Origin of the sequence: Phyllobacterium sp. UNC302MFCol5.2, assembly GCF_000686005.1 — a bacterium.
In the GTDB taxonomy this organism is placed as follows: Bacteria; Pseudomonadota; Alphaproteobacteria; order Rhizobiales; family Rhizobiaceae; genus Phyllobacterium; species Phyllobacterium pellucidum.
The window spans coordinates 170,990-195,692 of sequence record NZ_JMLL01000012.1; the positions used below are offsets into that span (position 1 = coordinate 170,990).

General features: G+C 58.6%; 24 protein-coding genes and 1 pseudogene. 8 read left to right on the top strand and 17 right to left on the bottom strand.

The features are described 5' to 3' along the window. The first annotated feature begins 37 nt into the window (after window positions 1-37). Window positions 38-976 carry a homoserine O-succinyltransferase gene (metA, locus tag BR48_RS0115575; RefSeq protein ID WP_027232159.1) on the top strand — a complete coding sequence of 313 codons (939 nt, stop codon included), beginning with the start codon at window positions 38-40 and terminating at the stop codon, window positions 974-976. 753 nt (window positions 977-1,729) lie between these two features. Here the strand turns inward: metA and BR48_RS24735 are convergent. Further along, window positions 1,730-2,179 (bottom strand): helix-turn-helix transcriptional regulator, encoded by a 450-nt coding sequence (locus BR48_RS24735; protein ID WP_027232161.1) that lies wholly within the window; start codon window positions 2,177-2,179, stop codon window positions 1,730-1,732. 340 nt (window positions 2,180-2,519) lie between these two features. Between BR48_RS24735 and BR48_RS0115590 the strand changes: the two genes are divergently transcribed. From BR48_RS0115590 to BR48_RS0115610, 5 genes and pseudogenes are all read left to right on the top strand, one after another. Next, a complete protein-coding gene (locus tag BR48_RS0115590; protein ID WP_027232162.1) occupies window positions 2,520-3,227 on the top strand; it encodes a L,D-transpeptidase in 708 nt (235 codons plus the stop codon). A 136-nt stretch (window positions 3,228-3,363) separates the two neighbouring features. Beyond that, entirely contained in the window at window positions 3,364-4,557 is a 1,194-nt protein-coding gene (locus BR48_RS0115595; protein WP_027232163.1) for an RHE_PE00001 family protein, read from the top strand. Between the two features lie 372 nt (window positions 4,558-4,929). Further along, window positions 4,930-5,640 (top strand): annotated as a pseudogene (gene exbB, locus BR48_RS24740) (tonB-system energizer ExbB); the annotation flags it as partial. Window positions 5,641-5,651: 11 nt separating this feature from the next. Beyond that, a complete protein-coding gene (gene exbD, locus BR48_RS0115605; RefSeq protein WP_027232164.1) occupies window positions 5,652-6,104 on the top strand; it encodes a TonB system transport protein ExbD in 453 nt (150 codons plus the stop codon). Next, entirely contained in the window at window positions 6,104-6,967 is an 864-nt protein-coding gene (locus tag BR48_RS0115610; protein WP_027232165.1) for an energy transducer TonB, read from the top strand. The genes exbD and BR48_RS0115610 overlap by 1 nt, the downstream gene beginning before the upstream one ends. Here BR48_RS0115610 and BR48_RS0115615 read toward each other — a convergent pair. From BR48_RS0115615 to BR48_RS0115640, 6 genes are read right to left on the bottom strand one after another with little or no spacing between them, the layout of a single operon-like run. Then, on the bottom strand, window positions 6,964-8,556 hold the full coding sequence (locus tag BR48_RS0115615; RefSeq protein ID WP_027232166.1) for a GMC family oxidoreductase N-terminal domain-containing protein: 1,593 nt from the start codon (window positions 8,554-8,556) through the stop codon (window positions 6,964-6,966). The two genes, BR48_RS0115610 and BR48_RS0115615, sit on opposite strands and share 4 nt — an antisense overlap. A gap of 5 nt (window positions 8,557-8,561) precedes the next feature. Then, complete coding sequence (locus BR48_RS0115620) at window positions 8,562-9,539, bottom strand: branched-chain amino acid ABC transporter permease (protein WP_027232167.1); 978 nt, start codon at window positions 9,537-9,539, stop codon at window positions 8,562-8,564. Between the two features lies 1 nt (window position 9,540). After that, complete coding sequence (locus BR48_RS0115625) at window positions 9,541-10,428, bottom strand: branched-chain amino acid ABC transporter permease (protein WP_027232168.1); 888 nt, start codon at window positions 10,426-10,428, stop codon at window positions 9,541-9,543. A gap of 2 nt (window positions 10,429-10,430) precedes the next feature. Then, window positions 10,431-11,135 (bottom strand): ABC transporter ATP-binding protein, encoded by a 705-nt coding sequence (locus BR48_RS0115630; protein ID WP_027232169.1) that lies wholly within the window; start codon window positions 11,133-11,135, stop codon window positions 10,431-10,433. Further along, window positions 11,128-11,949 carry an ABC transporter ATP-binding protein gene (locus BR48_RS0115635; RefSeq protein WP_081815907.1) on the bottom strand — a complete coding sequence of 274 codons (822 nt, stop codon included), beginning with the start codon at window positions 11,947-11,949 and terminating at the stop codon, window positions 11,128-11,130. Before BR48_RS0115635 ends, BR48_RS0115630 begins: the two co-directional genes overlap by 8 nt. 3 nt (window positions 11,950-11,952) lie before the next feature. Continuing rightward, entirely contained in the window at window positions 11,953-13,158 is a 1,206-nt protein-coding gene (locus BR48_RS0115640) for an ABC transporter substrate-binding protein (RefSeq protein WP_027232171.1), read from the bottom strand. Window positions 13,159-13,453: 295 nt separating this feature from the next. Here BR48_RS0115640 and BR48_RS0115645 point away from each other — a divergent pair, with 295 nt between their 5' ends. Continuing rightward, the gene (locus BR48_RS0115645; protein WP_027232172.1) at window positions 13,454-14,365 is read left to right on the top strand and encodes a LysR family transcriptional regulator; all 912 of its coding nucleotides are present in this window, start codon (window positions 13,454-13,456) and stop codon (window positions 14,363-14,365) included. Here BR48_RS0115645 and BR48_RS0115650 read toward each other — a convergent pair whose 3' ends face one another. The 10 genes from BR48_RS0115650 to speB form a co-directional block, all read right to left on the bottom strand. Then, window positions 14,366-15,478 carry an FAD-dependent oxidoreductase gene (locus tag BR48_RS0115650; RefSeq protein ID WP_027232173.1) on the bottom strand — a complete coding sequence of 371 codons (1,113 nt, stop codon included), beginning with the start codon at window positions 15,476-15,478 and terminating at the stop codon, window positions 14,366-14,368. After that, window positions 15,475-16,254, bottom strand: a complete 780-nt coding sequence (locus BR48_RS0115655; protein ID WP_027232174.1) for a carbon-nitrogen hydrolase family protein — start codon at window positions 16,252-16,254, stop codon at window positions 15,475-15,477. Before BR48_RS0115655 ends, BR48_RS0115650 begins: the two co-directional genes overlap by 4 nt. After that, window positions 16,251-17,051 carry an ABC transporter permease gene (locus tag BR48_RS0115660; protein WP_027232175.1) on the bottom strand — a complete coding sequence of 267 codons (801 nt, stop codon included), beginning with the start codon at window positions 17,049-17,051 and terminating at the stop codon, window positions 16,251-16,253. Before BR48_RS0115660 ends, BR48_RS0115655 begins: the two co-directional genes overlap by 4 nt. Continuing rightward, window positions 17,048-17,902, bottom strand: coding sequence for an ABC transporter permease (locus BR48_RS0115665; RefSeq protein WP_027232176.1), 855 nt, complete (start codon window positions 17,900-17,902; stop codon window positions 17,048-17,050). The genes BR48_RS0115660 and BR48_RS0115665 overlap by 4 nt, the downstream gene beginning before the upstream one ends. After that, window positions 17,899-18,936, bottom strand: coding sequence for an ABC transporter ATP-binding protein (locus BR48_RS0115670; protein WP_027232177.1), 1,038 nt, complete (start codon window positions 18,934-18,936; stop codon window positions 17,899-17,901). Before BR48_RS0115670 ends, BR48_RS0115665 begins: the two co-directional genes overlap by 4 nt. Before the next feature lie 64 nt (window positions 18,937-19,000). Continuing rightward, window positions 19,001-20,032, bottom strand: coding sequence for an extracellular solute-binding protein (locus tag BR48_RS0115675; RefSeq protein WP_245273544.1), 1,032 nt, complete (start codon window positions 20,030-20,032; stop codon window positions 19,001-19,003). 130 nt (window positions 20,033-20,162) lie between these two features. Continuing rightward, window positions 20,163-20,813, bottom strand: a complete 651-nt coding sequence (locus tag BR48_RS0115680; RefSeq protein ID WP_027232179.1) for an amino acid ABC transporter permease — start codon at window positions 20,811-20,813, stop codon at window positions 20,163-20,165. Beyond that, on the bottom strand, window positions 20,810-21,478 hold the full coding sequence (locus BR48_RS0115685; RefSeq protein ID WP_027232180.1) for an amino acid ABC transporter permease: 669 nt from the start codon (window positions 21,476-21,478) through the stop codon (window positions 20,810-20,812). Before BR48_RS0115685 ends, BR48_RS0115680 begins: the two co-directional genes overlap by 4 nt. A gap of 2 nt (window positions 21,479-21,480) precedes the next feature. Next, window positions 21,481-22,290, bottom strand: coding sequence for a transporter substrate-binding domain-containing protein (locus BR48_RS0115690; protein ID WP_027232181.1), 810 nt, complete (start codon window positions 22,288-22,290; stop codon window positions 21,481-21,483). Between the two features lie 88 nt (window positions 22,291-22,378). After that, window positions 22,379-23,440 carry an agmatinase gene (gene speB, locus BR48_RS0115695; protein WP_027232182.1) on the bottom strand — a complete coding sequence of 354 codons (1,062 nt, stop codon included), beginning with the start codon at window positions 23,438-23,440 and terminating at the stop codon, window positions 22,379-22,381. Window positions 23,441-23,652: 212 nt separating this feature from the next. Here speB and gcvA point away from each other — a divergent pair, with 212 nt between their 5' ends. Continuing rightward, window positions 23,653-24,696, top strand: coding sequence for a transcriptional regulator GcvA (gcvA, locus tag BR48_RS0115700; RefSeq protein ID WP_027232183.1), 1,044 nt, complete (start codon window positions 23,653-23,655; stop codon window positions 24,694-24,696). Window positions 24,697-24,703: the final 7 nt, after the last annotated feature.

Consider the following 24,703-nt stretch of genomic DNA (forward strand, 5'->3'; position numbering starts at 1 on the left):
CGGCGTCTGTCCAGCGAACCAACAGGAACGCGCGATAATGCCGATAAAGATCCCCGACGATTTGCCCGCACGCCGCCAGCTCGAAGCCGAAGGCGTCAATATCATGCGCGAACGGGACGCGGTGCGTCAGGACATAAGGCCGCTGCGGATAGGATTGCTCAATCTGATGCCCAACAAGATCAGCACGGAAACGCAGATCGCAAGGCTGGTCGGCGCAACGCCGCTGCAGATCGAACTCACCCTCGTTAGGATAACCAATTACGTGGCGCGCAACACGCCGGTGACGCACATGGCATCATTCTACCGTGCCTGGGAGCAAGTCCGTGCCGAGCGGTTTGACGGATTTATAATTACCGGCGCGCCGGTCGAGCATCTAGCCTTCGAAGACGTGCAATATTGGGATGAACTCCGCCACATTCTAGATTGGACGCAGTCGCATGTCCATCACTGCCTGACTATCTGCTGGGCAGCCCAAGCTGCGCTTTGGCATTTTCACGGCATCCCGAAGCACGACCTGTCGGCAAAGGCTTTCGGCATCTTCAACCACGGCAACCTCGCGCCCGCTTCGCCATATTTGCGCGGTTTCTCCGATGACGTGCTTATGCCGGTATCGCGATGGACGGAGGTTCGGCGCGACGACATCCCACAGGGGCGCGGCATAAACGTGCTGCTTGAGGGGGAGGAGACGGGGCTAGGTCTGGTCGATGATCCTTCATGCCGGTCGCTCCACATGTTCAACCACCTCGAATATGACACGAACTCACTTGGCGACGAGTATTTCCGCGATCTCGCAAACGCACCTTCAATGCCGCTGCCTCGCAATTACTTTCCCGATGACGATTCGTCATTTAGGCCGGCGAACCGGTGGCGCAGCGCTGCCCATCTCCTTTTCGGCAATTGGATCAATGAGATCTATCAAACCACGCCTTTCAACGTGGACGACATAGGCATGATACCGCGACAGCTGGTAGGTTAACGCGATAAGGAAAGTCGCTGATTTACGCGCGGATTCTTTGACATATGTAAATGAAATAGAAGCTTATTGGTATTTAGCTTCCGTTCGACCTTGACCCGATTTACTCAGTCCCGCCTGATCTGAATCGGAATCCAGGTAGTATGGATGCTACGCGGGATGGCATAAGCAGAGACCTAGAGTTTGCGCGCTTTAAGTCGAGTGCGAGTCGTTGATTTCCAATCGTATCACCTCACCTCTCAATAGAGCGTGAGCAATGGAAATCCCGCACGCCCTCCCCCACTTCCGTGTCGGATCTATGCCAATGACTGGGAGCGACATCCGGAAGTCGGTTAGCAATTGGATAGAGCGTGTCCAGGTTTGGCCCGTGCGGCTGCCACTTTATTGCAGCCATCGCGCGGTTCCCGGATAGTTTAGCTCATCAAGACTGCCGTCACCACACGCGACGCGAAGTCGGTATCGCAACCTGCGTCGAATGCGAGCGGGTACTTGACTAGCTCCAACTTAGGGACATCTCAGCAAGCGTGGTCTCTGACGCCAAGCGTTTATTGTCGATCTCCCCGTTATCCACTTCCCCCGCCGGGGTGATTGTTGATTGGAGGTGGATCTGTACCATCAGGCTGTGCAAGGCAGAGTCCACCTCCCGACCTTGTGACCCCGAGGGCGCCGCTGGCATCTTTGCCCGCCAGCGGCGCTCCCCGTGTTTTCCATGCACGGTACTATCTTGCTCGAGCGCCGTGTGGCGCCCTAACTTGTTCAATCCGCCTCAGCCGCATCAACAGGGCGATAAAGGCGAATATCCTGCGAAGGTGTGCAGGCAAATGTCTCACGGTAAAGCTTCGAGAACCGGCCTGGGTTGGCAAAGTGAAAGCGGGCGGCGAGCTCCCTGACCGACATTGCGTCCCCATTCTCGATGATCTTTCGAGCTGCCTCGATACGGCAATCCAGCAGCGCCTTTATGGGCGTTACCCCCTTCAGCCTGCGAAACAGGCGCTGCAACGACCGGGTGTTCACCCCAGCCGCGCTGGCGATATCGGACAGATTGATAGGCTGAAGAAGGTTGTTGCGAATGAAGTCCTCTGCGGCAGCGAACTGCTGCGTAGGACTTTTGGTCGGGACCGCGCTTGCGCTCGTAGGCGCCGGTTCATCCATTTGGCCTGAATGGGAGGGCGCGGAACCAAAGAGCAGGGCCGTGTCATCTATCATTCTTGATAACTCTTATTGAGTGTTGAAATTCGAAGTTCGGTGAAGGTACAACCAGATGTTGAAAAGGAATTAAGTAAAACGCGTGATTGTGCAAACCTTAAATCAGCCGAGCAAATTTCAAAATTCGACCTTAGATCTATACCGGAACGTACTGGGTTGACAGCTGTCAACGCCGTTCCTCGGTGACATCATGTTGACAGCTGTCAACTGACGCTCACGTTAAGTGACCCTATCGACTTCACTATTTGTAAACCACATTTCCATACAGTCAGAGCTTATATGCACCGGCTTGTAAGCGAGTACTGCAGTGTCCCAGAGCAACGACGCATTCACAACCGAGATTAAACCGCACTCTGTTTCCAGGCGCCAAATTCTGATTGGCGTCGGCTCACTTGCATTGGCGGGTGTAGGGGGCTGCACCCAAACGACTTTTGAGCTGCCCGAAATGAATATCGACCCGCTCCCCACGAGCGGTATCCGCCCGCAAATCAGCGTCGACAAATCCGTGACCGCACCCGACGTCATGTATGCGGCGGTGCAGGAAGGACCTTACTCACTTCCGGCTGTTCCCTATCAGAAAATTCCGGCGCAGTTTCGTCGCCAGATTGTTGTCGACCCGACAGGCGAGCAACCCGGCACGATCGTCGTCCGGCTGCAGGAGCGCTACCTTTATCTGGTTCAGCCAGGTGGTGACGCCATCCGCTACGGAGTCGGCATTGGCAAGGCCGGCTTCTTGTGGAGCGGTCGCGCCAACATTCAATACAAGAAGGAGTGGCCGCGGTGGACGCCGCCACGCGAAATGATCGGCCGCAGACCCGAACTTGCGAAATACGAAAACGGCATGGAGCCCGGTCCGCAGAATCCGCTGGGCGCCCGCGCACTCTACATCTACAAGGATGGCGTCGACACCGGATACCGCATCCACGGCTCGCCGGAATGGTGGTCCATTGGACAGTCGATGTCTTCTGGCTGTGTCCGCCTTATCAACCAGGACATCATCGATCTTTATAATCGTGTGCCTGGAAAAGCGACGGTCGTGGTTGGCTAACGTCGCCAAAGCGTCTAGACTAGGCATTATACCAGCTCGTTGATTCACGCTCTTCAACATTGGCGAATCGGCAACGCGCGGCTGGAAGCGAATGCGCATATAGCTTCCGCTTAACCTTTCGTTTACCATGTTTTCAATGGTTTACGATTCGGCTGATTTTTCACCCTGGGATTTACTTGCTCCGCTCGTTGCCGCAGAGGACGCTCTCGCTCGCCTCGACGACCGGCTCGGCCGAAAAGGGGACCTTGGCGAGCCCAGTGGTGGCCGCCGCACCCGCGAAGGGCTGCTGCGGGAAAACGAAGGCTGGATAACCCGCTCTCACTTTATCGAAGCATGCAATGCCTTATGGCTCGCTGGCGAATTGGTTCACACCGAGGACCTCGTGCTTCACGATGCCAGGATGGATATTCGCACTCCAACCCACGAATTGACCAAGGCACACGCGATCCTGCGTTGTCGGCGTCAGGTCGCGGGCAACGCCCCCGGCTGGGCCCTTGGCGCAAAAGGCATTGCCGCGTTGCGTGGACGCACACTTAGCGAGGCCCCGCTCACACCCGTTCCAGTTCATCGCCCGGAGCCGGTTACAGAAATTGCGAAAACCGAAGCCGAGAATGAATTCGAGGACGGCCTGGCCCGCCTCGATACATTGCTGGACCGCACGACGCGGCTTCTCGCAGAGCCCGGAAATTCCGCTTTTCCGAATCCTCCCTCCAGGCAGGGGACAGAACCGCCTCCCTCGGCGGTGACCCCGGACGGCGACCCACTCGTTTATGATCCCGATTGGGATGAAGATGCGCGACTGGATCGTTGGCTCAAGGTGTATGAACGTTCGCATGGCCTGCCGCCGCTGCTTGCGGCTGCTGTGGCCTGGGATGCGTGGGAACAGATCGAGCCGTTACAGCACCAGCATTGGCTTGGTCCCATGCTCGTTGCCGCCATGTTGCGCGAGCGCGGCAAGACAAAATCGCACATGGCCGCCTTGAATGCGGGTCTGCGTTCCGTCCCGCGCGAGCGGCGCCGCTCGCGCGACCGCACAACGCGCCTGCTCGCGTTTCTGGAGGCAGTCCAGACCTCCTCAACGACCGGTCTCAAGGATGTCGAACGGCTTGGACTTGCCCGCATGCAGATGGAGCGCAAACTGAAAGACCGCCGCTCCACCTCCAGCCTCCCGGGGATGATCGATCTTGTACTTTCACTCCCTATGGTTTCGACGGCTTTGATTGCCAAGGAACTCAAGCTGTCCCAGCGCGGCGCCCTCAATCTCATCGCGGAACTTGGCGTGCGCGAGATGACCGGCCGCGGGCGCTACCGCGCATGGGGACTCATCTAGCGCGCGAATATTCCCCAGAATATAGTTGATTATTTTCCTCATAAATAATAAGCCGCTCTCTACTTACAGTTGAAGGAACGGCTGATGAAGCAGACACAGGCCGAAAAAGTCTCGAAGGCATGTTTTTTGAAATGGTTGCCGGTTGGTCCATTGTTTGCCACGCTCGTATTCGCGGCTACCGTTTGCGGAACGGCACACGGACAGGAAACGGCAACCCCTCCCGCGCCCAACTTAGCGCAGCAATCGGCGCCCGCCCCGGAAACAACAAACCCTGCTCCAACCACGCCTCTACCAACCATATCACCTGCGCCTTCAGGCGCGGTTCTGCCGATGGATGCGCCGGCTCCAACCCCGCAGGCCACGCTGCGGAATTTGCCGCACAATCTCTCACCATGGGGCATGTTCATGGCGGCCGACTGGGTCGTCAAAGGTGTGATGATCGGGCTTGGCTTTGCTTCACTCGTCACCTGGACAGTATGGCTCGCCAAGACACTCGAACTTGCAGGCGCGCGCCTTCGCGCTTATCGCGCACTCCAGATCATCAACAGCGCAGCTACATTGAGCGACGCGGAAAAAGAGCTTGAGGGGAGGGGAGGGCCCGGGGCTGCACTCGTCAATGCCGCTCGCCAGGAAGTCCGCCTGTCCGCAGATGCGAGAGAACATGCCGGCGCCGACGGTCTGAAGGAACGCGTTGCCTCTCGCCTTGCCCGTATCGAGGTGCAGGCCGGCCGGCGCATGAGCCGTGGCACTGGCGTTCTCGCCACGATCGGTTCGACTGCGCCCTTCGTCGGCCTGTTTGGGACGGTCTGGGGCATCATGAATTCTTTCATCGGCATCTCGGAATCGCAGACAACCAACCTTGCGATCGTGGCTCCGGGCATTGCTGAAGCGCTGCTGGCAACTGCGATCGGCCTTGTCGCCGCCATTCCGGCGGTTGTGATCTATAATGTGTTTGCGCGATCGATTACCGGTTACCGCCAATTGATTGCCGATGCATCGGCAGGCGTCGAACGTCTCGTCAGCCGCGACGCCGATTATGCGCTCGTTCCACAAACATCAAAGCGCGCCGCAGCGGCAGAATAGGCGGCACGACCATGGCAGGCGGCATCCGGCACAACGTCTCCGACGACGAACTTCAGGAAAACCACGAAATCAACGTGACGCCATTCATCGACGTCATGCTGGTGCTCCTGATTATCTTCATGGTCGCGGCGCCCCTCGCGACAGTAGACATCAATGTCGACCTGCCGGCCTCGACGGCGACGCCGGCGCCTCGTCCAGACCAGCCGGTCTATCTGACTTTGAAGGACGATAAATCCATAGCCATCGGCAACGACACGATGACGCGCGACTCCCTCGGCCAGTTCCTCGACCAGAAGACAACCGGCAACAAGGAAACGCGAATCTTCCTGCGCGCCGACAAGGCGGTTGACTACGGTTCGCTCATGGACCTGATGAACGCGCTGCGGGACCATGGTTACCTCAAGATTGCGTTGGTGGGACTTGAAAGCGCACCTCTGGCTCCCAAAGGTGAAAGCGCGCAGTGATGTCCAACGGGTCTGGCACCGCCGGGGGAGGGGGCTCGCGTCTCGATTGGCGCGAAGTTGGTCTCTGGTCGGCAGCCGGACTGGTCGTTGTCGCGCTGCACGCGGGCGGAGCCTGGTATTTGCAAAGCCGGCAAAGTGTTGAACCCGCAGGCGATATCGCGAACGCCATCATCATCGACATGGAGCCACTGCCTGCGCCGATCGTGCCTAAGCCGGTTGCACCGGATGCGCAACCAATCGACCCCGAACCGACAGAGCCCGAGGCGGTCGAGCAGGAGGCCGTATCGCCCGAAACTCTGCCCGAAGTCCAGCCGGAACCCGAAGAGCAGGTAACGCCGGTTGAAAAGGCAGAGCCCGTAGAGGAGGTGACGCCCGAACCAGTGCAGGAACAGACCGAGGAAGTCGTGGAACTTCCCAATGTCGACGTGCCTTTACCCGTCGTCCGCCCAGAGCCGGAAAAGCCTGACACGCCAAAGAAGGAGAAGGCCGTCCGCAGGCCGGAACCGAAGACGGCGGTTACAAGGACCGAGGCTGAAACGCCCCGTCAGGCAGTGCAACAGCCGCAGCCAGCATCGAGCGCAGCGTCGGCGCGGCAGGCGGAAAAGTGGAGCTCACGGGTCCAAGCATACCTTATCCGCCGCACCCGCAGCGCCCGCACATCAGGCGAGGGAACGGTTCGCGTGAGTTTTACCGTTACGCGCGCCGGCGATATTGTTTCCGCCAGCATCGTTGGCAGTTCTGGCAATCCGACGCTCGACAAGGGCGTTCTCGATGCCGTACGGCGGGCATCACCAGTACCATCCGCTCCCGCCGATGTCACAGTATCGCGCCAAAGCTTCACCGTACCGTTTCTGATCCGCTAACCGCGCACGATCATTTCCGCAGCCTTTTCCGCAATCATGATTGTCGGCGAATTGGTATTGCCTGAGGTGATTGTCGGCATGATCGATGCGTCCGCCACCCGCAGCCCCTTGATGCCACGGACCCGCAATTGCGGATCGACCACCGAGGCTTCATCTGCGCCCATCCGGCACGTGCCGACCGGGTGAAAGATTGTCGTGCCGACCGCACCGGCAGCTTCAATCAATTCTTCTTCCGTCTGATAGGAGGGTCCGGGCTTGAATTCCTCCGGCTGAAACCGTTGCAACGGTTTCTGCGCCACAATGTTACGGGTGATGCGGATCGAATCGGCAGCCACATGGCGATCGCCCGGCGTCATCAGGTAGTTGGGCTGGATGGCGGGCTGCATCCGGTAGTCCGGCGACTTCACGTGCACTGTCCCTCGGCTTTCGGGGCGGAGATTGCATACACTTGCCGTGAAAGCCGGAAATGCGTGTACGTTCTCACCGAACTTCTCCAACGAAAGAGGCTGCACGTGATATTGCAAGTTGGGCGTGTCAAAAGACGGATCCGAGCGCGTGAACACACCGAGCTGGCTTGGCGCCATCGACATTGGGCCTGACTGCCTCAGCAGATATTCCAGCGCAATCGAAGCTTTGCCGAGCAAGCGGTTGGCTTTCTCGTTGAGAGTCGGAATCCCGGTAACCTTGTAGGCGCAACGCAACTGCAAATGATCCTGGAGGTTTTCGCCCACACTACGCCGATCGAGCACCGTCTCGATACCAGCCGCCTGGAGGGCTTCGCCTCGCCCGATACCCGAAAGCTCCAGAATATGCGGAGAGCCGACTGCGCCTGCGGTAAGAATGACTTCGCGGCGGCAATCCACGGTCCTGGCCGCGCCCTCGCGATCGAACTCGACTCCTTTGATTTCGAGCCCATCGAGAACCAGTCTGCGCACATGCGCGCCGGTCGCCACGGTGAGGTTCGGCCGCTTGAGGGCAGGGCGCAAAAACGCCTTCGCGGTATTCCACCGGATACCGCGTTTCTGGTTCACCTTGAAATAGGATGACCCTTCATTGTTGCCTCGATTGAAATCATCGGTGCGCGGAATGCCCGCCGCCTCCGCGGCATCGCGAAACGCATCGAGAATATCCCAATGGAGGCGCGCTTCTTCGACCCGCCACTCGCCTCCGGCACCATGGAATTCATCAGCGCCCCGATAATAGTCTTCCGACTTCTTGAAATAGGGCAGCACGTCGTCCCAGCCCCAGCCGGTGCACCCGTCCTGCCGCCAAAGATCGTAATCGCGCGCCTGTCCGCGCATGTAGATCATGCCGTTGATCGAGGAGCAGCCGCCAAGGACCTTTCCGCGCGGATAGTTCAATATTCGTCCATTCAGCCCCGGCTCAGCTTCAGTTGAGAAACACCAATCCGTCCGAGGGTTGGAAATGCAGTAAAGGTAGCCAACCGGAATATGTATCCAGGGGTAATTGTCCTTACCGCCGGCCTCGAGGAGTAGAACCGAAACGTTGCGATCTGCCGACAGGCGATTGGCGAGCGTACAACCCGCCGTTCCCGCACCCACGATGATATAATCATAGGTTCCGTACATTCTGATCAGTTCTCGGGTTTGCTCGCAAGCATCCTGCCGAGGCGCGAGGCATAGAGTTCGCCAATGATGCCGCGGCGGAAAACGAGGACGCAAACCATGAAGATGATGCCGGTGATGACCGTCACCGGAAACTCGGAGGTCGCAAGGTAGTTCTCCAGCGTCGCGATGAGTGCGGCGCCGAAGATAGGCCCGACGAGAGTACCAATGCCACCCAGCAATGTCATGAGCACGACTTCACCCGACATTTGCCAGCTTACATCCGTCAGTGTTGCGAACTGGAAGACAATTGCCTTGAGACCACCGGCAAGGCCTGTCAACGCCGCGGACATCACAAAGGCGGCGAGCTTGTAGCGCGAGACCGAATAGCCGAGCGATATGGCGCGGTTTTCATTTTCGCGCACGGATTTGAGGATCATGCCGAAGGGCGAATTGATGATGCGCCAGATCATGAACATCCCAACCAGAAACACGCCAAGCACGAAGAAATACATGTTGAGCGGTTGTTCGAGATCGATGAACCCGAAGAGATACCCTCGTGGCACTCCCTGAATGCCGTCTTCGCCGTGGGTGAACGACGCCTGCAAACAGAAGAAGGCAAACATCTGCGCCATCGCGAGTGTAATCATCGTCGAGTAGATGCCCTGGCGGCGGATTGCAAGAAAGCCGATGACGAGGCCGAGGGCGGTCGCACCGGCGACACCGGTGAGAATGCCGAGCTCCGGTGAAAAGCCCCATTCCTTGACCGCGTGGGCGGTAAAATAGGCCGCGCCGCCAAAAAATGCTGCGTGGCCAAAGGAAAGGATGCCGGTATAGCCGAGGAGCAAATTGAATGCACAGGCGAAGAGCGCGAAACAGAGGACCTTCATCAGGAACACGGGGTAGACATGAAACGGCGCAAATACCAAAAGAGCCACGCCGATCAGTATCAGGACCGTTTCCCGGTTGAGGCGCGCCTTCGGTGCGGATAGGGCAGCTTCGCTCATCTCACGCTTCCTTACCGAACAGCCCCGCAGGGCGCACAAGCAGCACGATTGCCATGATGACGAAGATGACGATGCTCGATGCTTCGGGATAGAAGACCTTCGTCAACCCTTCAAAAATGCCAAGCATATAACCGGTCACGATCGCCCCGAGTATCGACCCCATGCCCCCGACCACCACCACCGCGAAAACGATGATGATGATGTTCGATCCCATCAGCGGGCTGACCTGATAGATCGGCGCCGCGAGGATTCCCGCGAGCCCGGCGAGTGCGGCCCCAAGGCCATAAGTAAACGTGAGCAGCAAAGGCACATTGATGCCAAAGGCCCGGACAAGCGTCGGATTCTCCGTCGCTGCGCGCAAGTACGCGCCAAGGCGGGTCTTCTCGATCAGGAGCCAGGTGCCGAGACAGACGACGAGCGATGCGATGACCACCCACGCACGATATTTCGGCAGGAACATGAAGCCGAGGTTGACGCCGCCAGCCAGGGCATTCGGCACCGCATAGGGCTGTCCGGCGGCACCAAAATAATAGCGGAAGGTGCCTTCGATCACGAGCGCGAGGCCGAACGTGAACAACAGGCCATAGAGATGGTCGAGATTATATAGGCGCGACAGGGCAACCCGCTCGATGAAGGCCCCCGCGAGGCCGACGGCCAGGGGCGCAAGGATCAACGCCGGCCAGTAGCCGATGCCAAGCTTGGCCAGGAGCAGGTAGCCGATGAAAGCACCCAGCATATATTGGGCGCCATGAGCGAAATTGATGACGCGAAGCAGCCCGAAAATGATCGCAAGGCCGAGGCTCAACATGGCATAAAAAGAGCCATTGATTAGTCCGATCAGCAATTGCCCGAGGAACGCCTGGAGAGGAACGCCGAATATCATGGTCATCGTCAGACTCCCAAAGCTTCGTTGAGCATCGACATACGGCCGGTAAGTTCGCTGACATGGAAGTTGTCGATGATCCTGCCATGGTCGACCACGTAGAATCGGTCGGCCACCTTGCTGGCAAAACGAAAATTCTGCTCCACAAGAAGGATCGTCATGCCGCGCTGCTTGAGCGTTACCAGAACCTCTCCGATGCGCTGTACGATGACCGGCGCGAGGCCTTCTGTCGGCTCGTCCAGGAGCAACAGTTTGACGCCGGTCCGCAGGATGCGGGCAATCGCCAGCATTTGCTGTTCGCCGCCGGAAAGTTTGGTGCCGGGGCTGTTGCGCCGCTCCTTGAGGTTGGGGAAGAGTTCATAGATCTCGTTGATCGACATCCCGCCCTTGGCAACCACAGGCGGAAGGTTCAGATTCTCTTCGACGGAAAGCGTGGCAAAGATGCCGCGCTCTTCCGGTACGAAGCCAATGCCGGCATGGGCGGTGCGATGCAGCGGCACGCGCATCATATCCTTGCCATCGAACGTGATGGTGCCGGTGCGCTTGCGAATGATACCCATGATGGAGCGGAGCGTCGTTGTCTTGCCGACGCCGTTGCGCCCAAGCAACGTGACCGTTTCGCCTTCGTTGATATCGAGATCGACGCCATGGAGAGCATGGCCTTCGCCATACCAGACATTGAGATCGCGCACGGCCAGAAGCGGCTTAGTCATGTTCGGTCCCCATATAGGCCACGCGGACACGCTCGTCTTGACTGACGGTGCGATAATCACCGGACGTCAGAATCTCGCCTCGCTGTAGAACGGTTACCTGATGACAAAGGTCGGCGACCACCTTGAGATTATGTTCGACCATTAGGATGGCGCGATCCTTGGCCACCTCGCGAATAATGTCCGAAACTGTATGAACATCTTCGTGCCCCATGCCGGCCATCGGCTCGTCGAGCAGGAGGACCTTGGGTTCAAGCGCTAACGTCGTGGCAATTTCGAGCACGCGCTTGCGGCCATAGGAGAGATCCGCCGCCGGGCTGTTGCGGGCGTCCGTAAGGCCGACGGCCTCTATCAATTCCAGCGCTCTATCGTTCAGTCGGTTGAGCGATGTCATCGGCAGCCAGAATTGCGTCGACAGGCCGCTGGGCCGTTGCAGCGCGACGCGGACATTATCAAGCACGGTCAGATGCGGAAAAACGGCGGAGATTTGAAACGAGCGGACCAGCCCCATGCGCGCGACCTTGGCAGGGTTGGTCTTTGTGATGTCGTTGCCAAGCAGCGTGATCGTCCCGCTCGATGGTTGCAAGAATTTGGTGAGAAGGTTGAAAACCGTCGTCTTGCCCGCGCCATTCGGCCCAATCAGCGCGTGCACGCGCGCATGGTGAACGTCGAGATCGACATTGTTTACGGCGATGAAGCCGCCAAAGTCGCGACGCAGGCCACGCGCCGACAGGACAACCGACGGTCCTTGTCGTTGGTCAGCGAGGGGAGAGGAGGTTCCTCTCCCGCCCGCCGGATTGGTCTGGGTTGCGGTCATGCGTTATTTGACCAGCGGGCAGCCGCTCTCTTCCGGCTTGATGTAGGCTTCGGCTCCCGGAACGGTTGCAAGTACCTTGTAGTAGTCCCAGGGTGCCTTGCTCTCATCCGGCTTCTTGACTTCCATCAGGTAGACGTCGCTGAAGAGGCGCCCGTTCGGTCCGACCTTTGCGCCTCGGCCAAAGACGTCATCAACCGGCATTTCATGCATCGCGGCCGCCACCTTTTCCGTGTCGTCTGTGCCAGCCTTCTGAATAGCCTTCAAATATTGCGTTACGCCCGAATAGGTCGCGGCCTGGATCATGTTTGGCATACGGCCGGTCCGCTTGAAGAATTTCTGGCCGAACTCACGCGATTGATCGTCGCGGTCCCAATAGAAGCTCTCCGTCAGCGTCAGCCCCTGTGCGGCTTCAAGACCGAGACCGTGTACTTCGGCAAGGGTGAAGAGAAGCGCCGCTAGGCGCTGACCTCCGGAAACGATGCCGAATTCAGCCGCCTGCTTGATGGCATTGGCCGTATCAAGACCGGCATTGGCAAGGCCGATGACCTTTGCGCCCGAGGATTGTGCCTGCAACAGGAAGGACGAATAATCGGTCGTCGCCAAGGGGTGGCGCACTGAGCCGACAATCTTGCCGCCCTTCGACGTTACGAACTTGCTCGTCTGTTCTTCCAGCGAATAGCCGAAGGCATAGTCGGCGGTGAGAAAGAACCAGGTATCGCCGCCCTGCGCCACGAGGGCGCCACCAGTACCGACAGCAAGCGCGTGCGTATCATAGGCCCAATGGAATCCATAAGGCGAGCATTGCTTGCCTGTGAGTTCCGCAGTCGCTGCCCCGGTTACGAGATCGATTTTCTTCTTTTCCTTGGAGATGCCCTGCACGGCCAGCGCCACCGAGGAGGTGGTCAGCTCCATGATCGTATCGACCTGCTCGGTGTCATACCATTGGCGCGCGATATTGGAGGCAATGTCAGGCTTGTTTTGATGGTCTGCGGAAATGACTTCGATCGGTGCGTCGAGCACCTTGCCGCCAAAATCTTCGGCCGCCATCTTTGCGGCTTCGAACGACCACTTGCCACCAAAATCAGCGTAAACGCCCGACTGGTCGTTAAGGATACCGATCTTGACCTTGCCGTCCGTTATCTCGGCGCTAGCCGCGGGAATGACTGTTGCGGCCATCAGAGCTGCTGTTGCAATTGCCAAAAGTCTCATTCGTAACTCCTCCCAAAGATTGTACGCTCACAGGATCATCGGGTGATGGACTGCTGCGCGCCGAATGGTTCAATGAAAATGCCCAGGGAATACGCGCGGATAGTTCCGCGTTCCTTGGTTCTGGTTCCTCCTCAATCCGCCCCTTGGGGCGGACAAAATTCGTCTTATGATTGCCTTGTTTCTCCCGACCGGCAACCACGCGTTTGAAAAAACTGTAACATTGACAAATAGGTACACAAACACCTATTTTTGCACAGAATAAGTACAAAAATGTACAGACCATAAAGGGCCGTTTTTGCGCCAGTTCACTTGGGACGATCTCCAGTATTTCCTTGCCGTCGCTCGCACCGGTCAATTGACGACGGCCGCGCGCCGCCTGCGCACCAATCATGTGACGGTTTCGCGGCGGATTGACAGGCTCGAGGAATCGCTGTCTGCGCGTTTATTCGAACGCAATCCTCGTGGCTATGTACTGACGGCGCTGGGAGAAAAACTTGTCGAGTCGGCCGAGATCATGGAACGGGAAGCCGACCGCTTTCAAAACGAAGCCTCTGAGGGAACGGTCTCCCTGACCGGGGTTGTCCGCCTCAGCATCCTGGAAGGGTTCGCCAACTACTTCCTGGCCGATCGCATGCCGCGCATGGCGCAGTCCTATCCTGGACTTTCCATTGAAATGGTAACCATCCAGCAGATCGTGTCGCTGTCGCGCCGCGATGCAGACCTGTCGATCACGCTTCATGCGACACGAACCGGGCCATATTTCCAGGAAAAGCTGACGCCTTATCGACTGTTCATTTATGGATCGCGGGATTATCTGGCGCGCCATTCGCCAATCGGCGAGCAGTCGGACCTCTCCAATCATCGCTTTATCGGTTACATCGAGGACATGATCTTCACGCCGGGCCTCGACTACATGCGCGAGATCCTGCCTGGTCTCCATCCAGCCTATCAAAGCTCGAGTATTTTCGCGCAACTCAGCGCCACCCGTTCGGGCTTCGGGCTCTGCATCCTGCCATACTTCATCGCATGCAAATATCCCGAGCTGGTGCCGGTCCTGCCAAAAGACCTGCACCTCAACCGGGACTATTGGATGATCTGCCACGAGGATATCGTCAGCACACCCCGCATCCGCGCCTTGGGCGATTTCATAAAGTCCGAGGTGAAAACGCAATCCAGCGTTTTTGCCGGGGAGCGGCTTCTCGGCTGATCAGGAAAACCGCGCCGGCGATAATTTCGGCAGGAGCGGTTCAAGTTCGGCTTCGGGCGCGTCACCGCGAATGAGCGCTGCCGCCAAAGCCGACAGGGCAGGGGACGTCTGAATTCCATAGCCCCCTTGTCCGGCAAGCCAGAAAAAACCTTCGACGTCAGCGTCAAAGCCGGCGACGGGCGTGCGGTCGGGCGCGAAAGTCCGCAAACCCGCCCAACTATGCTCCACGCGCGTGACTGGAACGGTCACCGCCTGCTCGAAACGGTAGAGACCTTCCGCGAGCACCATGTCATCCGCGAAAGCGTCGTGCGGATCAACTGGTGTTTCATCGCAGGGCGAAACGAACATCCGTCCGCCGTCCGGCTTCATATACCAGGCTTCATTCACGTCATCCACCAGGGGCCAACCGCGGGTATCGTGGTTTTCGGGTGCGGGCAGCACTGCGATGCTGCGGCGCAACGGGGTCAGTCCGAGCGGCCTTGCACCGAAAAGCGCAGCCGTCAGATCTGCCCATGCACCCGAGGCATTGACGATGGTTTGGGCCACGAACGTCTTGCCGCCGGCTTGAACGTGCCATTCGTCGCCGATGCGTTCCGCCCCGGTGACCTCGGACCTGGTATGGATTTCAACGCCGAGAGATGCGGCCTTGCGCAACCAGCCCTGATGCAGTGCATTGACGTCGATATCCCAGGCATCGGCCTGATAGCACGCTGCAGCAATATGGTCTGCGTTGAGTATCGGCACCATTTCAACGGCACGATCGACAGAAATGATCTCGACACCGACACTGGTGCGCGCAAAGTTTTCAAGATCGGCAATGCTCGCCGCATCGGCCACGGTCAGGCAACCGCGCGGCGTAAGCAGCGGCTGCGGGAAGAGGCTCGTGTCGCGATTTTCGAACAGCGGGGCACTCACCTTATTAAGGCCCCGGATAACGTCATTGCCATAGTTGGGTAGAAAGATTGCCGCCGACCGGCCGGTGGAATGATAACCCGGTTGATCCTCACGCTCGATCACGGTCACGCGATGCGTCGAAGCCAGGGCAGCGGCAACGCCAATACCGGCGATCCCCGCGCCAATGACAAGAACATCGGTTTTGATTGTATCGGTCATGCTGATCCCAAATCTTCAAGGTAGGTATTGTCGGCCATGGATGCTGAAAACGCGCCGGGCTCAATATCCGCAAACATCATGCTTTCCGCGTCCTCCGGACCTTGCGCAAGCAGACTGCCATCGGGCGCAGCGATACGCGAGCGGCCGGCAAATGTGAAGCGGCCATCATTCCCAAAATGATTGACATAAGCGACAAAAATCTGGTTCTCGAAAGCGCGCACCTGGATCATGTGGTCGGTGATGAACGTACCCGACGGTCCCCTCGGGAGCGCTGTCGGCACGAGCACCGCATCTGCGCCGGCGAGCGCCAACCTGCGGACATTTTCCGGAAACTCGACATCGTAGCAGATGAGCAGTCCCAACCTGAGACGCCCCAACTCGACTATACAGTTGTCGGGGTTTCCGGGTTTAAACAAGCTGCGCTCATAGGCTCCGTAAAGATGCGATTTGCGATAGATGGCGGGCTTGCCATCCCCATTGACGAATGCCGCGCTGTTGAAGACGTGAGCACCATCGCGTTCGGCAAATCCAGCGATAATGGCCACTCCGCTTTCCGTGGAAATCTTCTGAAGCCTTTTGACCTGGCTGCCGGTTGCCGGTTCCGCGAGGCTCTTGATTATATCCCCAGCGCCATAGCCGGTGACGCACAATTCAGGTGTGACCAGCAGGTCGGCACCGCCTTGCCCGGCCTCCTGCGCGGCTTGTTCGATCCGGGCAAGATTGGTGTCCACGTCACCGGGAGCCGACTGCATCTGCAATGCCGCGATCCGCATCATTTCTCCTCCGAAGCCATGGCGCCAAGCAGTTTCGGCAAGTCGCCGAATTTGGCCACCAGCGAGAAAATCACTGCCGCTGTCGCGACGAACAGGATCGTCACCGAAGCCATGGTCGGCGTATAGCCATAGCGCAAGGCGTTGAAGATTTTGATCGGCAACGTTTCGAGGGTAAAACCAACCGTCATATAGGCAACGATATATTCGTTCAGCGACAGGACGAACGCGAATGCATAGCCGGATACCAGGTAGGGGCGGATCAGGGGCAGGACGACTGTGCGGAATATCGTCCGGTCGTCGGCGCCCATCGTGGCGGCCGCCTCGACGAGTGACCGGTCGATAGCGGAAAAGCCGAGCGAGAGGGTCACAAGCGGCAGCGTGACGAAGAAGATCGCATGGCCGATGACCGCGGTCCACGCCTGACCGTAGAAGCCGGTGGTTGCCCAGAACGTCAGGAAACCGAGCGCGGTAATGACAGGGGGCAGCGTGAAGGGCGCTATTCCAAGAACCTGGAAAATATTCGCCCACGGCGCGATGCGCCGCCACAGGAACCATGAGAGGGGGAGGGCGATCAGCACCGCAAGGGCTGCCGAGGTGGTCGCGAGAATAACCGAGGCGACGAGCGCGCTGCGCCACTCGGGATTGGTGAATATCTGGCCGTACCAGCTCAGCGAAAATCCTTGCGGCGGAAACGCGAGCGTCTGCTTGGCATTGACCGACACTCCGGCAACAACGATGAGCGGCATCGCCAGAAAGAGGCCTATCAGCACGAAATAGAGACGGCGTAACGCGTTGGTCATGCCTTTTCTCCCTTGCGGCCAACGAGCAGGGTGAGCGCGACGAGCCCAAGCGTCACGAGAACGAGGAACACGGCCATTGCCGCTGCAAACGGCATGTTCGACTGGTAGATCGCCTGGTCGGTAATAAGCACCGAAAGGGTCCAGTGCTGCGGACGACCCAGGATCTGCGGCAGCAGGTAGGAGCCAAGCGCAAAGATGAATACCATGATCAGCGTTGCCATGATTGTATTGCGCAGCGCAGGCACAAGCACATTGAAGAAGGCGCGCACCGGCGAAGACCCAAGCGTTCGTGCTGCTTCCATCAAGGTGGGATCAAGGCGCACGATCGCCGGATAGAGAACGAGGATCGTATAGGGCAAGGCCTGGTAGATCATGCCGGTGAGCACGGCGCCAAAACTCGGGAACAAGGCGACGGGCTGGTTGAGCAAGCCAACTGCGACGAGGAGATTGCTGAGCCCACCCGTCCGCGACAGGAGCGTCGACCAGGCAAAACCAATGATGACCTCTGAAAGGGACAGTATCGAAAGCAGCGCGACCAGCCAAAAGACCTGCAGACGACGCGAAAGCCGCGAGAGCAAATAAGTGAACGGCAGGGCCAGAACGACGCAACAGATGGCGACGGTAACGGCGAGCATCAGGGAGAAGCTGAGGACACCGCCGAAGAAAGGCGTCAGGAACCGCTCATAATTGGAAAGCACGAACGCCGGCGTATAGAAGCCGCCCTCCTGACGCTGGAAGAAGCTGACCGTGATCATGGTGCCGAACGGAACGACGAAGAAAATGAGCAGCATGCCTGCCGGAAAGAATAGCGGGCCGTAATCGGCAATGGATTGGGGCCGTTCCCGCTTCATTGCTTGAGCACCACGCATACATCCGGCGAAAGCGTTATGCCCACCTTCTGGCCGGCGGCGACCTCGGGCCGTTCGCGCGGCGTGGAGACGGCTATGATCTGCTGTCCGCCCGCTTCGACGAAGGTTTCGATCGTGCCGCCGAGATCGCGAACGAAGGTTACCGTACCGTCGATCGCTCCGCTGCCGGGAGCCGTCAGATGCACGTCTTCAGGACGCACCGATATCGTTGCACGCTGCGTGCCCGCCGGCAGGGCCAGACCTTGCACACGGTGTCCGAAGATCGTAGCCGCTCCCGAACTGTCGGCGGCGGTCTCGATCAGATTGGTTGATCCGATGAAATCGGCGACGAACGTATCGGCAGGTTTGCGATAGATCTGGACGGGGGAGGCGGCCTGCCTGATGTGTCCGCCGTTCATAACGACGACCGTATCGGCCATGGTCATGGCTTCGCGCTGGTCGTGGGTAACGACAATGGTGGTGATGCCAAGTTTCTGCTGCAACTGGCGCAGCTCCACCTGCATCGCCTCACGCAGCTTGGCGTCGAGCGCCGACAGCGGCTCGTCGAGCAGGAACAGGCGCGGCGACAGCGCGAGCGCCCGTGCGATCGCGACGCGCTGGCGCTGGCCACCCGAGAGCTTCGAGACGGGACGGTCTCCATAACCAGGCAGATGGATGAGAGACAGCAATTCATCGACGCGCTTCTTCTGTTCCTCGCGCGGCTTGCCGCGGATGCGAAGCGGATAGGCAATGTTTTCCCCGACAGTCAGATGCGGGAAAAGCGCGAGCGATTGAAACACCATCCCGAGATTGCGCCTATGGGTTGGAACGTTGGTGATGTCGGCCCCGTCGAGGAGAATGGCGCCATTAGTCGGGTCCTCAAGGCCGGCAATCATGCGCAGCAAGGTCGTCTTGCCGCAACCTGAAGGCCCGAGCAGGCACACGAACGTGCCATGCGGAACCGAAAGACGCACGTTCTCGACGGCGGCGAATGTCCCAAACCGCTTGGTGACATCGTTCAATACCAGTCCGGACATCTGCCCCTCATTATCTCGATTGTTAAGCACCACCCTTCTGGCGAAGGGTGGTGCCTTTGTCTGTTCAGCCGACGATGAGTTCGGTCCACTTCTGGTTCAGCCAATCCGACTTGGTGGTGTACAGATCGTAACGGGGGATGATCGGCTCGATGTCGGACGAAACAGCGGCAAACTCCTTCTCATTGAGATCGAGCAATTCCCGCTTGACAGTCGGGGATGTGCCGACCTTTCGTGAAAGGGTCGCCTGGATCGTTGGCTGGCTCATATAGTCGATGAAGGCATGGGCTTCATCCACCTTCTTCGAGGCGCGCGACAGCGCCCAGCAGCCGGAGTCCTGAACGCCGCCTTCCTTGGGGAAGGTCGAGCGAACCGGGTGTCCTTCGGACGCAGCAAGTCCGGTGACGTCGTGATAATACTGGCCCATCGGAATTTCGCCCGACTTCAGCGACTGCTCGAACTGGGCCTCGTCGCGGTACCACAGGCGCACATTCGGTTTAACTTCGGCGAGTTTGTCGAAGGCTTTCAAAAGCCCTTCCTCAGTATCAAGCGCGTTTGTGCCACCGAAGTACGTCTTTGCCGTGATTTCCAGCAGGAACGAGTTGGAGACGAGAGCGAGAAGTCCGAGCTTGTCCGCATTCGCCTTGTCCCAGAACGCGGCCCAGGTCGTCGGCGCTTCCTTGTAGACATCCGTGTTGGTCACGAGCGTGATGTACCAGGAAACCGCGCCGATGCCGGCAACCCCGCCATCCGGATATTTGTTGATGAAACGGTCGAGCAGATTCTTCGAATTCGGGATCTTCGCCATGTCGAGTGGGGTCCAGAGCTTCGTGGTCTGCCCCTTGAGCATCGCGACCTGCGACATCATCGAAACGTCGGCGGGTGCCGCGCCAGCCTTCGCCGCCTGTTCAAGCTGCACCAGCCAGGCCTCACCAGTCGGCTCGGCAACAGACTCAACGGCGATACCGGTCGCCTTGGTGAACTCGGGAAAAATGTTCTTGTCGAACGAGTCCTTGAAGTAGCCGCCATAGACGCCGACCTTCAGCGACTTGTCTTGCGCCCGCAAGATCGACGGCATCGCCAAGGTACCCGCCGCCATTGCGCCGGTGGCGAGCACCACGCGGCGACTGACACCTTTTTGCAGAATATTGCTCATCATCATTCTCCTTATTTTTGCAGCCAGTACTGGCGATTTCCCACTCTTCTTATCTAGATGCGCAGCTTGCCATTCAGTGTTGGCGAGCAGCGCGAAGCTCCAATGTCTTTGTATAGCGCGTCAGCGGATAGCACAGAACAAAATAGATCAGCGCGACCAGGCCATAGACGGTGAAGGGTTCGAACGTCGCGTTGTTGATCGCATTGGAGGTGCGCACCAGTTCCTCGAACCCGATGATCGACGTCAGTGCCGTGCTCTTGATCAACTGCACGAGAAACCCGACAGTCGGCGCACGCGTGATGGCGAATGCTTGCGGCAGAATGATCAGTCGCAGCTGGGCCACATAATGCAGGCCGAGACTGCTACCCGCGTCCCATTGGCCTGTCGGTAGCGACTGGACACCGCCGCGCCAGATCTCGGCAAGAAAGGCGCTTGCGCAAAGCGTCAGCCCCAGTACTGCGGCCGTCCATGCTTCGATGCGCAGGCCAAGCAGCGGCAGCCCGAAAAACAGCAGGAAAAGCTGCATCAGCAGCGGCGTTCCCTGGAAGAGGCCGATGTAATATTCCGCGGCGCGCCGCAGCCAGCGCCGCTTCGAAATGCGCAGCAGCAAGATAGCTAAGCCCGCAATCGAGCCGCCGATAAAGGCGACAACTGACAGGAGAATGGTCCAGCGGGCAGCGAGAAGCAGGTTGCGCAATATGTCCCAGAAGGTGAACTCGATCATGCCATACCTCCCGCAATCGCGCGCCTTCCGGCAGCAAAGAGCAGTCTGCGCAGACCGATGCTCATCGCGAGGTAAACCAGCGTCACCACGAAATAGGTTTCGAACGCGCGGAAAGTGCGTGCCTGCAGCATGTCGGCCTCGTAGGTCAATTCACGTACAGCAATCTGCGACACCACAGCGGATTCCAGCATCATGATGATGATCTGGCTGGTCAGTGCCGGGAAGATGACTTTCAGCGCCTGCGGCAGGACGATCTTGACAAAAACCAGCCATGGCTGGAGGCCGAGCGCCGCCGCCGCTTCCCGCTGCCCTTTCGGAACCGCGTCAAGGCCCGAGCCGACGATCTCCGTCGTATAGGCCGTCATGTTCAAGGTCATGGCGAGCATGGCCGAAACGACCGGGTCAAGCCGGATGCCGAGCCGCGGCAAGCCAAAGAAGATGAAGAACAACTGCACGAGAAAGGGCGTGTTGCGCACGATTTCGACATAAGCGGCAATTGCTTTGCGCAATATAGCGTGACGGCTGCGCTTGGCGGCCGCCCCGAAGATGCTCAAGGTTACGCCTGCCACAGACGTCACGACGATCAGAAAGAGCGTCATGGCGGCGCCACTGGCAATCATGCCAATGGCGCCATAGAGCCAGCCGAAATCGAGCGCGTAGCCCACCGTCAATCCTTGAGGTTTTCGGGATTGAGCGGCGTTTTGAGCCAGGCTTCCGAGCTCTTGTTGAGGCCGCCGTCCGAGAGCATCTTGGCGACCGTATCATTGATCGTCTGCTTCAGGCGATCTTCCTTCTTGTTGAGCGCGATGTGCGAGGGAGAGGTCAAAAGCTGAAACTTTTGCTCCGGTGCCAGTGCTTCCTGGCGGGCGAGAACCTGCGCGCCCACATCGTTGCCGACAACCATGAGTTCGGTCTGGCCCGAGATGAAGGCCTGAATGACGGCATTGTAATTGTCGAAGCGCTTGATGTCGGCCGATGCAGGAGCCGCTTCGGTGAGAGACGTATCTTCGAGCGTGCCGCGGTTGACGGCAATGGTCTTGCCGGCAAGTCCATCCTTGTCTTTCACCTCGACCGCCTTCGGACCGATGACGGCGATGTAGTAGGGAGCATAGGCGGCGGCAAAATCAATGACCTGTTCGCGCTCCTTGCTGTAGCCGACGCTCATCAACAGATCGACACGGTGTTCGGTGAGATAGGGAATGCGGTTCTGTCCAGTCACTGCGACCGCATTGAGCTTCACTTTGAGCGCATCTGCAATCGCCTGCGCCACGTCCATGTCATAGCCCTTGAGCGACATGTCCGCGCTCGCCGACGAAAAGGGCGGGAAGTCGGCGAAGACGCCGATGTTGACGACGCCCGCCTTGGTGATGTCGTCGACTGCATCAGCCTTGGCCGCTTGTGTGGCAAGGCCGAAACCGGCACTGCCGATGAGCAGCAGCGCCGCAAATGATGATCGCAGCTTGGTATGAATTGTCATCGTATTCCCCTTCATTGTTGTTGTTGTGTGTTGGTCTTCCAAAAATGCCGAGGCGCCAGTCGGCGCCTCGTACTTGATGCTGTCGTCGTCAGCGCTTTCCCTGGACGAACGGGCTGAACACCATGAGCGACAGGATCTCGAAGAGTACCTGTGCGCCGGCGTGCGCGGTGTTGGTTGTCGCATCGTATTGGGGAGCCACCTCGACGACATCGCCGCCGACAAGGTTGAGCCCTTTTAGCCCGCGCAGGAGTTCGAGTACTTCGCGGGTCGTCAGGCCGCCGACTTCCGGTGTTCCGGTGCCCGGCGCGAAACTTGGATCGAGGCTGTCCACATCGAAGGACAGGTAGGTCGGTCCATCGCCCACGATCGCCTTTGCCTTTTCGATAATCGCCTGGATGCCGAGACCACTTACCTCTTCGGCATGAATGACAGTCATGCCGGATTCGTACGAAAACTCCCACAGATATTCGGCCGAACCGCGAATGCCGATCTGGATGGTTCGGCTCGGATCGAGCACGCCATCGAGAACCGCGTTGCGGAAGGGGCCGCCGTGATGGAACTTGGTCTGGTCGAAAGCGCCACCCGTATCGCAATGGGCATCGATGTGGATCATTCCGACCGGGCGGTCCTTGCCGACAGCCTTAAGGATCGGATGGGTAATCGAATGGTCGCCGCCGATGGAAAGCGGAACCACGCCGGCATCAACAATCTGGTTGATCCGCCGCTCGATATCGACATGGCTCTGTTCGAGGCGGTAGCGGCTGGCAAATGGCACATCGCCGATGTCGGCCACGCGCAGATCAAAGACCGGCGAGCATTCGAGAACATGATTATAAGGACCGATGCGCTCGATTGTTCGCAAAGCGCGGGGACCAAAGCGCGATCCGGTGCGGTTGGTAACACCGAGATCCATCGGTACGCCTACCATGGCCACCTGCAAATTGCCGAAATCGGGATTTGCTGCGTCGACCGGCATGTGCGGCGCGGTCAGAAAGGTCGGAACGCCCGCATAGGGTGCAAGACGCGTACCGCTCTTGGAGAAAATCTTGTCCGCGACTTTGCGGAATTTTGCGTCGAACAGCTCGCCGCCGTGGCTTTCACCATATTTGGCGCGCAGTTCGTCAAGTTTGTTCTTGTCCCATGATGCCATGATCGTGTCCCATAGTCTTCATGCTCGGGGCGATCGGCGCGGATTCGCTTTGTCGATTTCAGGATATCCGCTGGTCTGTGTTCCCCGGGCATTTTGCCTCTTTCAATGCATTATCGATCTAAACCAGATGGAAAAGCAATTGACATTGTTATAGCATGGCCTGTGAAAATATCTCACATGACTTTCCCGCGGTTGAGCGCTAATGGAGTTCTATGACGCCTGGTCGCCTGCCCCCGCTCAACCCACTGCGCGCCTTCGAGGCGGCGGCGCGGCATGGGTCCGTTACGGCGGCAGCGCGGGAGTTGAACGTTACCCACGGCGCGATCAGCCACCAGATTAAAGCATTGGAGACAATGCTCGACGTCCAGTTGTTCGAGCGCGGTGCGCAGCGGCTGAAATTGACCTCGCAAGGCGCACTGCTTTTGCCGACGGTCTCGAAGGCTTTCGAAGATATTGCCGCGACGACGGCGCTGATCAAGCGGCCGACCACAAGCGGCGAACTGACAGTGACCTGCGTTCCCGCATTGCTCTCGCTGTGGTTGATACCGCGTATGAACCAGTTCACGGAGCAGTATCCAGACATAAGACTGACGCTGATCGCGTCGAACGATTCCGATCATCTGTTTTCGTCGGACGTGGATGTCTGCGTGCTCTATGGCCATGGGAGCTGGACCGACTGCTGGTCCCGCCTGTGGACTACGCTCAAACTTTTTCCCGTAGCGAGTCCGACACTCCTCAACATGCGTCCGCTCCGATCCGTGCGTGATCTGCGCAATCATGTTCTCCTGCATGGCGATGACGGGCGCGAGTGGAATACCTGGCTTGCTGCTGCCGACGCCACCGAGCATGCGCGGGGCGCGCAGCATTTCATGAGCGATGCGCGCCTGTCGACCGAGGCCGCGGTCTACGGGCAGGGGGTGGCGCTCGGCGATACGATCACCGCAAGCACGCTCATTGCCAAGGGCGAACTCATCGTGCCTTTCGACCTCACAGTTCCGGCCAACAACGCTTTTTATGTCGCCTGTCGCAACGAGGTTCGCAACGCCCCGATCGTCAAGGTGTTTATCGATTGGCTCTTCGCTTCGCTGGAGCAAGATACCATCACCGAACCGCAAACATCAGCCCGCCGGATTATCCGCCGCCGCAGCGGCAAGGTGAGCGCGCCGGAGCGACTGGTCGAATTACCCATTCCGGCAACCCGCCCGCGACGCCCCGAGCGCTCGCAGAAGCGGCGGGCCAAACTTGATACACGATAGGAACGAC

Coding starts and splice junctions, on each gene's coding strand:
- metA (WP_027232159.1), top strand. CDS start 38: ATGCCGATAAAGATCCCCGACGATTTGCCCGCACGCCGCCAGCTCGAA.
- BR48_RS24735 (WP_027232161.1), bottom strand. CDS start 2,179: ATGATAGATGACACGGCCCTGCTCTTTGGTTCCGCGCCCTCCCATTCA.
- BR48_RS0115595 (WP_027232163.1), top strand. CDS start 3,364: ATGGTTTACGATTCGGCTGATTTTTCACCCTGGGATTTACTTGCTCCG.
- exbD (WP_027232164.1), top strand. CDS start 5,652: ATGGCAGGCGGCATCCGGCACAACGTCTCCGACGACGAACTTCAGGAA.
- BR48_RS0115610 (WP_027232165.1), top strand. CDS start 6,104: ATGTCCAACGGGTCTGGCACCGCCGGGGGAGGGGGCTCGCGTCTCGAT.
- BR48_RS0115615 (WP_027232166.1), bottom strand. CDS start 8,556: ATGTACGGAACCTATGATTATATCATCGTGGGTGCGGGAACGGCGGGT.
- BR48_RS0115620 (WP_027232167.1), bottom strand. CDS start 9,539: ATGAGCGAAGCTGCCCTATCCGCACCGAAGGCGCGCCTCAACCGGGAA.
- BR48_RS0115625 (WP_027232168.1), bottom strand. CDS start 10,428: ATGACCATGATATTCGGCGTTCCTCTCCAGGCGTTCCTCGGGCAATTG.
- BR48_RS0115630 (WP_027232169.1), bottom strand. CDS start 11,135: ATGACTAAGCCGCTTCTGGCCGTGCGCGATCTCAATGTCTGGTATGGC.
- BR48_RS0115635 (WP_081815907.1), bottom strand. CDS start 11,949: ATGACCGCAACCCAGACCAATCCGGCGGGCGGGAGAGGAACCTCCTCT.
- BR48_RS0115640 (WP_027232171.1), bottom strand. CDS start 13,158: ATGAGACTTTTGGCAATTGCAACAGCAGCTCTGATGGCCGCAACAGTC.
- BR48_RS0115650 (WP_027232173.1), bottom strand. CDS start 15,478: ATGACCGATACAATCAAAACCGATGTTCTTGTCATTGGCGCGGGGATC.
- BR48_RS0115655 (WP_027232174.1), bottom strand. CDS start 16,254: ATGATGCGGATCGCGGCATTGCAGATGCAGTCGGCTCCCGGTGACGTG.
- BR48_RS0115660 (WP_027232175.1), bottom strand. CDS start 17,051: ATGACCAACGCGTTACGCCGTCTCTATTTCGTGCTGATAGGCCTCTTT.
- BR48_RS0115665 (WP_027232176.1), bottom strand. CDS start 17,902: ATGAAGCGGGAACGGCCCCAATCCATTGCCGATTACGGCCCGCTATTC.
- BR48_RS0115670 (WP_027232177.1), bottom strand. CDS start 18,936: ATGTCCGGACTGGTATTGAACGATGTCACCAAGCGGTTTGGGACATTC.
- BR48_RS0115675 (WP_245273544.1), bottom strand. CDS start 20,032: ATGGCGGCGGGTACCTTGGCGATGCCGTCGATCTTGCGGGCGCAAGAC.
- BR48_RS0115680 (WP_027232179.1), bottom strand. CDS start 20,813: ATGATCGAGTTCACCTTCTGGGACATATTGCGCAACCTGCTTCTCGCT.
- BR48_RS0115690 (WP_027232181.1), bottom strand. CDS start 22,290: ATGACAATTCATACCAAGCTGCGATCATCATTTGCGGCGCTGCTGCTC.
- speB (WP_027232182.1), bottom strand. CDS start 23,440: ATGGCATCATGGGACAAGAACAAACTTGACGAACTGCGCGCCAAATAT.
- gcvA (WP_027232183.1), top strand. CDS start 23,653: ATGACGCCTGGTCGCCTGCCCCCGCTCAACCCACTGCGCGCCTTCGAG.